The 8,912-nt window shown below is 75.3% G+C and carries 7 protein-coding genes and 1 pseudogene; all 8 read right to left on the bottom strand.

Annotated elements, in window-relative coordinates; all coding sequences use genetic code 11:
* Positions 1–511: pseudogene (locus tag ACFVXG_RS44525) on the bottom strand (cytochrome P450); the annotation flags it as partial.
* Positions 475–2,034: a cytochrome P450 gene (locus tag ACFVXG_RS44530; RefSeq protein WP_387936237.1), complete on the bottom strand. Its 1,560-nt coding sequence runs from the start codon at positions 2,032–2,034 to the stop codon at positions 475–477. The gene ACFVXG_RS44530 and the pseudogene ACFVXG_RS44525, both read right to left, overlap by 37 nt.
* Positions 2,031–2,657 carry an ATP/GTP-binding protein gene (locus ACFVXG_RS44535; protein WP_387936238.1) on the bottom strand — a complete coding sequence of 209 codons (627 nt, stop codon included), beginning with the start codon at positions 2,655–2,657 and terminating at the stop codon, positions 2,031–2,033. Before ACFVXG_RS44535 ends, ACFVXG_RS44530 begins: the two co-directional genes overlap by 4 nt.
* Positions 2,635–3,000, bottom strand: coding sequence for a DUF742 domain-containing protein (locus tag ACFVXG_RS44540; protein WP_387936239.1), 366 nt, complete (start codon positions 2,998–3,000; stop codon positions 2,635–2,637). The genes ACFVXG_RS44535 and ACFVXG_RS44540 overlap by 23 nt, the downstream gene beginning before the upstream one ends.
* Entirely contained in the window at positions 2,997–3,410 is a 414-nt protein-coding gene (locus tag ACFVXG_RS44545) for a roadblock/LC7 domain-containing protein (protein ID WP_387936240.1), read from the bottom strand. Before ACFVXG_RS44545 ends, ACFVXG_RS44540 begins: the two co-directional genes overlap by 4 nt.
* Positions 3,411–3,518: 108 nt before the next feature.
* Complete coding sequence (locus tag ACFVXG_RS44550; RefSeq protein ID WP_387936258.1) at positions 3,519–4,757, bottom strand: sensor histidine kinase; 1,239 nt, start codon at positions 4,755–4,757, stop codon at positions 3,519–3,521.
* Positions 4,758–5,058: 301 nt separating this feature from the next.
* Positions 5,059–7,239, bottom strand: coding sequence for a SpoIIE family protein phosphatase (locus tag ACFVXG_RS44555; RefSeq protein WP_387936241.1), 2,181 nt, complete (start codon positions 7,237–7,239; stop codon positions 5,059–5,061).
* Positions 7,240–7,279: 40 nt separating this feature from the next.
* A complete protein-coding gene (locus ACFVXG_RS44560) occupies positions 7,280–8,404 on the bottom strand; it encodes a PP2C family protein-serine/threonine phosphatase (protein WP_387936242.1) in 1,125 nt (374 codons plus the stop codon).
* Positions 8,405–8,912 lie beyond the last annotated feature (508 nt).

Genomic DNA, 8,912 nt, shown 5'->3' on the forward strand with positions numbered 1-8,912 from the left:
GCTTGACGGCGACCACCGAGGCCAGCAGCGCGTTGAGGTCCCGCTGGGCGGCGAGGGCCGCCTCGGGGGTGGCGGAGCTGGAGACCAGGGTGTCGGAGAGCTCGTGCAGCTCGTGCTGCTGCTCCGCCGCGAGGCCGAGCAGTTCGCCGATCACCTGCATCGGCAGCGGGTAGGCGAAGTGCTCGCGCAGGTCGAACTCGCCCTCCAGCCCGGCGACTTCGTCCAGCAGGGCGACGGTCCGGGCCTCGATCGCGGGGGCCAGGGCGGCTATCCGGCGCGGGGTGAAGGCCTGGCTGACCAGGCCGCGCAGCCGTTTGTGGTCCTCGCCGTCGGCGGTGATCATGCCGGGCACCACGACGAAGTTGAGCAGCGGCCAGCCGTACGGCAGCCGGCCCTCCCGGAAGGTGGTCCACAGCTGGGGGTTCTTGCCGACCCGGGGGTCGGCGAGCAGCGCCTGGAGGGTGTCGTGGTGGGTTACCGCCCAGACCACCACCCCGCCAGGGAGCTCCACCAGGACGGCCGGGCCGGCTGCCCGGAGCCGGGCGTTCTCCCCGTGCTGGTCGCGCCCGAAGGGGTCGAGCCGGACGGGCTCGGGCCGGCCGGGGTCGGGCCGGACGGGCTCGGGGCAGGGGCCGCGGGAGTCGTCGGCGGTGTCCATGCGGGCCTCTCGGGGGCTGGCGGGCGGGGCGGGGTGAAGGCGCTGTACAGCACCGGAAGGGCGACCAGGGCCCGCGACCACGGGGACGGCCGCCAGGTCAACTCGCCCGACGGCACGGCCAGTTGGAGGTCCGGAAGGCGGTGCAGCAGGGTCTCGATCGCGGTCTCGACGATGATCCGGGCCGGGTGCTGGGCCGGGCAGACGTGCCGGCCCGCGCCCCAGGCGAGGTGGGCCCGGTTGCCGCCGAGCGAGCCCTGGGCGGCCGAGGAGGCGCCTTGGGCGGCCGGGTCGGCGTTGGCCGCGGCCAGGCCGAGCACCAGCATGTCGCCGGCGTTGATGTACTGGCCGCCGAGCACGGTGTCGCCGGTGGCCCAGCGGCCCGGGAAGTTCTGGGTCGGCGGGTCGCGCCAGAGCACCTCCTCCAGCGCGTCGGAGACGGTCAGCCGTCCGCCGGTCAGGGTGGCCCGGAAGCGGCGGTCGGTGAGCAGCAGCCGCAGGGTGTTGCCGATCCAGTTGATGCAGGTCTCGTTGCCCGCGACCATCATCACCACCAGGTGGTGGGCCGCCTCCTCGTCGGTCAGCGCGGCCGGGTGGGCGAGCAGCCAGGAGGTGAGGTCGGCATCGGGGGCGGCGCGGCGCTGCCGGACCAGTTCGGTCAGGATGGTCTGGAACTCCCCGGCGGCGCGCACCGATTCGAGCCCGCTGTCGACGAAGTGGCTGATCAGCTCGATCATCCGGGGCCCGGTGGCGGGGGACAGGCCGATCAGCTGGGTGGAGACCAGCAGCGGCAGCGCGCGGGCGTACTGGCCGATCAGGTCGGCGGTGCCGTCCGGGCCCCAGCTGTCGATCAGGCCGTTGGCGGCGGCCTCGGTGGTCTCGCGCAGCTGCCGGTGGTCGATCTGGGCCAGGGTGTCCGAGACGGCGGCGCGCAGCCGCTGGTGCTCGGCGCCGTCCAGGTTGAGCAGGGTGGGCCGCCAGGCGGTCATCGGCAGGAGCCGCGAGTCGGGGGCCAGCCGGCCCTCGGCGGCGACCCGCCAGTGCCGCGAGTCCTTGGAGAACAGCGCCTCGTTGCGGGTGAGTTCGAGCAGTTCGCCGTAGCCGAGGACGAGCCAGGCCTCGACCCCGGGCTCCAGCTCGATCGGCGCGACCGGGCCGTAGCGGGCACGCAGCCGGGCGTACAGGCCGTGCGGGTCGTCGGCGACGGCCTGGCCGTACAGCGGGGTGAGCGGGACGCCGACCGGCAGCCCGCCGCCGGGCATTCCGCCGCCGTACGGGGCGCCGGGCGGGGTGCCGTACGGGCTGCCGGCGCCGTACGGGGCCCCGGTGCCGTGCGCGACCGGGCAGCCGGAGGCCCGCGGGGGTTCGGGGGCGGTCACGGCTGGAGCTCCAGCAGCGAGCTGCGGTGCAGGTGGTCGACGAAGTCGATCAGCAGGTCGTAGGACTGCCGCCGGTCCCGGGCGTCGCAGTACAGGATCGGCACCTCCGGCAGCAGGTCCAGCGCGGAGCGCAGCTCCTCCTCCGGGTAACTCGGCGTGTCCGGGAAGGTGTTGACCGCCACCGCGAAGGGGATGCGCTGCTCCTCCAGCCGGCCGAGCACGTCGAAGCTCTCGTCCGGCCGGCGCAGGTCGACCATCGCGATGGCGCCGAGCGCGCCCCGCGACAGGTCGTCCCACAGCGGCCAGAACCGCTGCTGTCCGGGGGTGCCGAACAGGTACAGCGCGAGCCGGGAGTTGAGCGTGATCCGGCCGAAGTCCAGCGCGACCGTGGTGGTGGTCTTGCCGTTGTGCCCGGTGAGGTCGTCCACGCCGCTGCTGGCGGCGGTCATGGTCTCCTCGGTGCGCAGCGGGGTGATCTCGCTGAGCGAGCCGACCAGGGTGGTCTTGCCGACCCCGAACGGGCCGGTGACCAGGATCTTCACCGCGCCCTGCACCGAGGACGGCAGGTACTGCGGCCCGGCCGGGGTGCCGGCGGGGGCTTCAGCGGAGTTGGCGGAGGCCAACGAGCACCTCTTCCAGGAGGGTTGCGGGCAGGCGTTCGGCCTGCGGGACGGGCGGGAGCACCTGCACGGCGCCGAGGTCCCAGAGGTCGCCGACGAGCACCTTGACGACGCCGAGCGGCAGCCCCAGGTGGGCCGCCACCTCGGCGACGGACAGCAGGCTGTGGCAGAGCCCGAGGATGCGCCGGTGCTCCCGGTTGAGCAGGACGTGCTCGGGCAGTGCCGGGGGGTCGGCCAGTCCTAATGGTCCGGGCAGGGCGCTGACCAGGCTCTCGATGGCCAGGTCGGCGCGGGTGGGGCGGCTGCGCCCGCCGGTGATGACGTAGGGCCGGACCGGCCCGTTCACCGGAGGCCCCCCGCCGCGTGGTCGACCCGCGGCGGGCTGGTGAGGTGGGTGCCGATCCGCTCGACCAGGACCTGCATCTGGTACGCGACCATCCCGGCGTCGACCGCCTCGCTGGTCACCACGGCCAGGTGGGCGCCGGCCCCGGCGGCGACGATGAACAGGTAGCCGCCGCCGTACTCGATGATGATCTGGCGGGTGGCGCTGCCGGGACCGCCGAAGCCGGTCGCGACGCCGCGGGCCAGCGACTGCAGTCCGGAGCAGGCGGCGGCGAGCCGTTCGGCGTCCTCACGGGGGATGTCGGTGCTGCGGCCGATCTCCAGGCCGTCGTTGGAGACGACGACGGCGTGCTGGACCTGGGGGACGGCGATGATGTCGGCGAGCAGCCAGCCGAGATCGGGGGTGGTGGTCATGGAACTCTCCGGGGCGCTGGGGACGTCGGGGGGAAGTCGGGGAGGACGGGGGAAGCCGGGGGAGGCGGGGCGGGACGGTTCACGGGGCGGTTCGCGGGACGGGACGGTTCAGTGGAGGCCGGGCGGGCCCTGGGCCCGGGTCCGGGCGGCCGACCGGCCGCTGGCGGTACCGGCCTGGAACATCGCCATGAACGCCTGGGCGTCCCGGGCCGAGCGGTACGGCGGCTCGGGCGGCGGGGGAGCCGCGTGCTGGGCGGGGCGGTTCGCGCGGTCGCGCCGGTGGCTCCGACGGGGCAGCGGCGGCGGGGCGTCGTCGGCCGTGGCGGGCCGGCCGGTGGGCGGGGTCTCCACCAGCGGGTGGCCGGCGCCGGGGTGGTCGTAGTCGTAGTCGTAGCCGGCGGCCGGTCGCGGGTCGGGGGTGAACGCCCGGTCGTCCGGCCCGAGTCCGGGGACGGTGGGCGGCAGCGGCTCGGTGAGCAGGGCGTTCGGCAGCAGGACGACGACGCGCACCCCGCCGTACGGTGAGGGCGCCGAGCTGAGGGTGACCCGGAAGCCGTAGCTCTCGGCGAGCCGGCCGACGGCGGCCAGCCCCAACTGCGGTACCTCGCCGAGCCGGGAGACCTCCAGGCTGCTGCCCCCGGCGAGGGCGGCGGCGGCCTTGGCGACGGCCTGTTCCGGCATGCCGACGCCGCCGTCGTCGATCTCGATGACCGCGCCGTTGTGCACCGGCATCAGCGTGACGAACACCTGGGTGCTGGGCGGGGAGTAGCGGGTCGCGTTGTCCAGCAGTTCGGCGACGGCGTGGATCAGCGCCTCGGCGGCGGCGCCGACCACCGCGGTCTCGATCCGGCTGCGCACGACCACCCGCTGGAACGGCAGGATCCGCGACTGGGCGCCGCGCACCACGTCCTCCAGCGAGACCGGCTCCGGCCAGTGCCGCCCGGCCCGGGCGCCGCACAGCACGGCCAGGGTCTGGGCCAGCCGGGCCTGTTGGGCGGCGGCGTGGTCGGCCTTGAGCAGGCCCTCCAGCAGCGCCGGGTCGTCGTGGGTGCGCTCCATCTCGTCGAGCAGCGCCTGCTGGTCGTGGGCCATGACGAGGATCCGGCGGGCGACGCTGAGGAAGGCCCGCTGGCTGGAGGCGGTGAGCTCCTGCTCCTGCTGGACGGCGGCCAGGTCGGCGCCCCGGCGGGAGAGTTCGCTGGTCAGCTGCTCCTGGAGCCGGGCGAGTTCGCCCTCCAGCCGGTCGACCCGGCCGCGCTGGGTGACGGACACGGCGCGGTACCGCGCGGCGGCCACGAGGGCGAGGACGGCGAGCACGCCGGTAGCCGTTGCGCACCACTGAGTCATCGTCACGCCGCGAATTCTAGGGCGATGATCCTACGAAGGTGTGAACGGATCTCGCCATGTGACTTGATCTCGTCAATATCGAGTCAATACGCCGCCGTCCCGGCGTCGTTCGACCCCGATCCCGGGCCGCTGACGAGCCGTCCGATCGTTCATCCAGGGCCTTCGACCCGCTCGACGGGACGCGTGATGGCCGATTGACGTCCGGGGATGTGGGGGACTCGTGTGCACGGTGTTGCCGAAGGGGTCGCATCCGGTGCAGGAGCGTCGCGGTGCGGGAGTACTGCGGTGCGGGAGTGCGGCGTCAGGCGCCGGACGCCATCCGGTGCAGGAGCAGCAGCGCCACGTCGTCCGGCCGGGAGCGCCGCTCCGTCACGTTCAGGGTCAGCAGGTCGGCCAGCCGCTCCAGCGCGGCCGCCGGGCCGACCAGCTCCGGGCCGGTCTGCCGGGCCCACAGCTCCAGCCCGCCGATCATCCGGTGCACCGACTCGTCGTAGTCCTCCTCGCGGTCCTCCACCAGCCCGTCGGTGTAGGCCAGCAGCGTCTCGCCGCCCGCCAGCCGGTCGGTGGTCAGCGGGTACGGCTGCCCCGGGTCCACGCCCAGCGGCGGCCCGCCCGGCAGCTCCAGCTCGACGGCCGTGCCGTCGGCGGCGATCCGCACCGGTGCCGGGTGCCCGGCCCGGGCCGCGGTCAGGCGGCCGTCGGCCGGGTCCAGGGTCAGGTAGAGGCAGGTCGCGAACAGCTCGGTGTCCAGCTCGGCCAGCAGCCGGCTGGTCCGGGCCAGCGTCGCCGCCGGGTCGTGCCCGTCCGTGGCGTACGCCCGCAGGCCGCTGCGCAACTGGCCCATCACCGCGGTCGCCTCGGCGTTGTGGCCCTGCACGTCGCCGATCACCAGCCCGATCCGGCCGTCCGGCAGCTTCAGCAGGTCGTACCAGTCGCCGCCGATCTGCATGCCCTCGGTGCTCGGCAGGTAGCGGGCGGCGCTGGCGATCCCCGGCAGCCGGGGCAGGGTGCGCGGGAGCATCGCGCGCTGCAGCTCGCCGGCCCGGTGGTGGTGGGTGTCGTACAGCCGGGCCCGCTCCAGGGACTGCGCGAGGATGCCGGCGAAGGTCGAGTACAGGGTGCGGTCCGCGCGGCTGAACGCGCGCTCGGCGGCGAAGGTGATCAGGCAGGAGCCGACCTGCCGGCCGGAGGCGACCAGCGGCAGCACCGCCCAGGCGGCCGGGGAGTCCGCCCGCACCGGCCCGGCGCCGGGCTCGCTGAACAGCGGGGCCGAGCGGGCCAGCGAGTGCTGCATCACCTGCTCGGAGAGGTCCGCCAGCCGGGTCAGCTCGGCCCGCCGCGGCCCGCCGTACACGGTGTGCGAGACCGGCAGCAGCCGGCCCTCGTCCACCAGGTCCAGCACGATGCTGGCGGCGCCGAGGGCCGGACGGGCGACGTCGGTGACGGCGGTGGTGACGTCCCGGACGGTCACCGCCCGGGACAGCGCCCGGGTCAGCGACAGCAGCAGCGCCGTCCGGGCCCCGGTCGGGTCGTGCGGCGGCTCGGCGTCCCGGGGGCGGCGGTGGTCCACGTCGGCGAGCAGCCCGGCCATCCGCACCGGGCGGCCGTGCACGTCCAGCATCACCTCGCCGGACTCCTCGACCCGCGCGACCTTCCCGCCCCCGCGCAGCACCCGGTAGCCGATCCGGTAGCGGCCGCCGCTCGTCAGCGCCTCCGCCAGGGCGGCCTGCACGTCCGGCAGGTCCTCGGGGTGGACGAGTCGCTCCAGCTCCGGGGCGGCCCCGTCCGGGGCGACGGGCCGGCCGGCCACCGCGAAGGCGGCGGCGTCCCAGTAGCTCTCCCCGGTGACCAGGTCGCGCTCGAAGGCGCCGTGCCCGGCGGCCCGCACCGCGAGCGACAGCAGCGGGTGGGCCAGGGCTGCGGCTGGGGCGGCGGCTGGGGCTGCGTTCGGGGCGGTGTCCGGGGCGGCGTCCGGGGCGGCGGAGGCCCGCTCCCGGGGCCGATCGGCGGTGTGGTCGAGCACGTGGTCCAGCAGGTGGTGCAGCCGGTGGGCGCAGGCCCCGGCGATCGTCTCCAGCACGTCCAGGTCGCGGCCCGGGACGGTGCCCCGGTGCGCCAGGGCGAGCGCCAGCACGCCGATCGGCCGCTCGTCCACCACCAGCGGCAGGGAGACCACGGCGACCATCCCGGTGCCCATGCCGGCGTTGCGGTTCGGGTAGTCGACGCTGGTGTGCTCCGGGCTGAGCAGGTACGGGCGGCGCAGCCTCAGCGCCATCGCGGCCGGCAGCTCGCCGGCCGGGTCGACCAGGCCGTAGCGCTCGTGCGCCCAGTCCGGCAGTCCGTGCGAGGCGGTCAGCCGGAGCATCCCGGCGGAGTCCAGCAGGTACAGCGCGGAGCCCTCGCCGGTGATCCAGTTCGGGCCCTCGGCGAGGACGGTGCCGAGCAGCTCGGCGGCGCTGGTGCAGCCGAGCAGCAGGCGCACGCAACGCATCGGACTACGGGCGGGAGAGGACACTAAATCTTCATACCGCATTTCGATGGTCCGCGGCCGTCCTCAGCCGCCGCACCAGCACCAGCGTCCGGTCGTCCGCGGAGTCCTGCGCCACCACGTCCACCAGCCGCCCCGCCGCACCCCGGACCAGCTGCTGCTGCGGCCGGTGGGTGCGTACCTCCGGCTCGGCCGCCGCCAGCAGCCGGCCCACCCCCTCGTCCAGGTCCCGGCCCGGCACCTCCACCAGGCCGTCGCTGAACAGCAGCAGCGAATCCCCGTACGCCAGCCGCCCCGACACCGCCGGGTACGGCGCTCCCGGCACCAGCCCCAGCGCCGGACCGCCGTGCTCCGACGGCACCCAGCCCGAACGCCGGCAGAACCGCACCGGCGGCGGATGCCCCGCGTTGAACAGGCGGTACCGGCCCGTCGCCGGGTGCAGCGCCAGGTGGACGGCCGTGGCGAAGTCGTCCTCCCAGCCCATCCGCATCAGGTGGTCGTTGGCCGCCGGCAGGAACGCCTCCGGCGGCACCCGGCCCAGCAGCATCGCGAACGCCCCCGACAGGTGCGTCGACCGGGCCGCCGCCCGACTGCCCTTGCCGGACACGTCCACCAGCACCAGCTCCAGCAGGTCCTCCTCCGGCCGGTGCGCGCACAGCAGGAAGTCCCCCGAGAACGACGCGCCCCCCGCCGGGGCCAGCGCACTGTCGAAGTGCCAGTCCAGCAGCCGCTCCGGCAGCCGCGCCAACGCCCGGTTGTGCTCCGCCAGCTCCAGCAGTATCGAATCGCCCTGCGTGCCGCGCAGCCCCAGCCGGTCCCGGAACCGGTTCGCGGTCAGCACCGTCGCCCCCGTCGCCGCCAGCACCACCGTCACCCCCAGCCGCACCCCGTGCGGGTCCTGCACCACCGCCCCCAGCAGACCGCCCGCCAGCGCCGCACCCACCAGCACCCGCAACTGCCCGCGCCGCAGCACCATCCCGCCACCCACCACCGGCAGCACCAGCGCCGACGGCGGCCACCCGTACGGCAACAGGATCGGCAGCACCCCCAACAGCACCGTCACCCCGAGCAGCACCCCCAGCGCCACCCGCCCGGCCCGGACGTCCCCGTCCAGCAACCGGCCGTACCACCGCCGCACCCTCGCTATCAGTGCGGGCACCCGGGACCTCCGCGAAGGCGTGGGCGGTCCCCTGTCATGACCACCAGTCAGCCGGGCCACACTAACCCCTCCACCCCCAACCCCCACCTCCCTCCCACCCCCAGAAAGCCCCCCGCCCCAGCCCCCGCCCCCTCAACCTCCGAGCTTCTCTCCCCAACTCCCGCGCCCTGGACCTGCCGCGCCCCCCGTCCCAACCCCCGCGCCCCGAAAGGGGCGCGGGGAACTGCGCGCAGCGGAAGCCCCTGAAGTCCCAGCCAACCCGCCACAGCCCTCCGGCCCCCGGCCGCCAGAAGTCGGCGAGGCCGACTTCTGGCGCGCGCCCGAGCCCTGGCTGCCGGCACCGTGGCGTTTCCCCGCGTCGATGCCCTCGCCCTGGCGGCCCAACGAGCAGGTGGCCCGCTGCCGCGAGAAGTCGGCCGGCCCGACTTCTCGCGCGCACCCGGGCTCGCCCGAACCTCAACACGGTTTCTTCCTGCCCAGGCCCGTTGCCCCGCGGCCTTCCTCTTGC

The organism is Kitasatospora sp. NPDC058162 (assembly GCF_042884005.1).
Lineage (GTDB): Bacteria > Actinomycetota > Actinomycetes > Streptomycetales > Streptomycetaceae > Kitasatospora.

Excerpts from the sequence above, each read along its gene's own strand:
- ACFVXG_RS44545 (WP_387936240.1), bottom strand. The coding sequence starts at position 3,410 with ATGACCACCACCCCCGATCTCGGCTGGCTGCTCGCCGACATCATCGCC.
- ACFVXG_RS44550 (WP_387936258.1), bottom strand. The coding sequence starts at position 4,757 with ATGACTCAGTGGTGCGCAACGGCTACCGGCGTGCTCGCCGTCCTCGCC.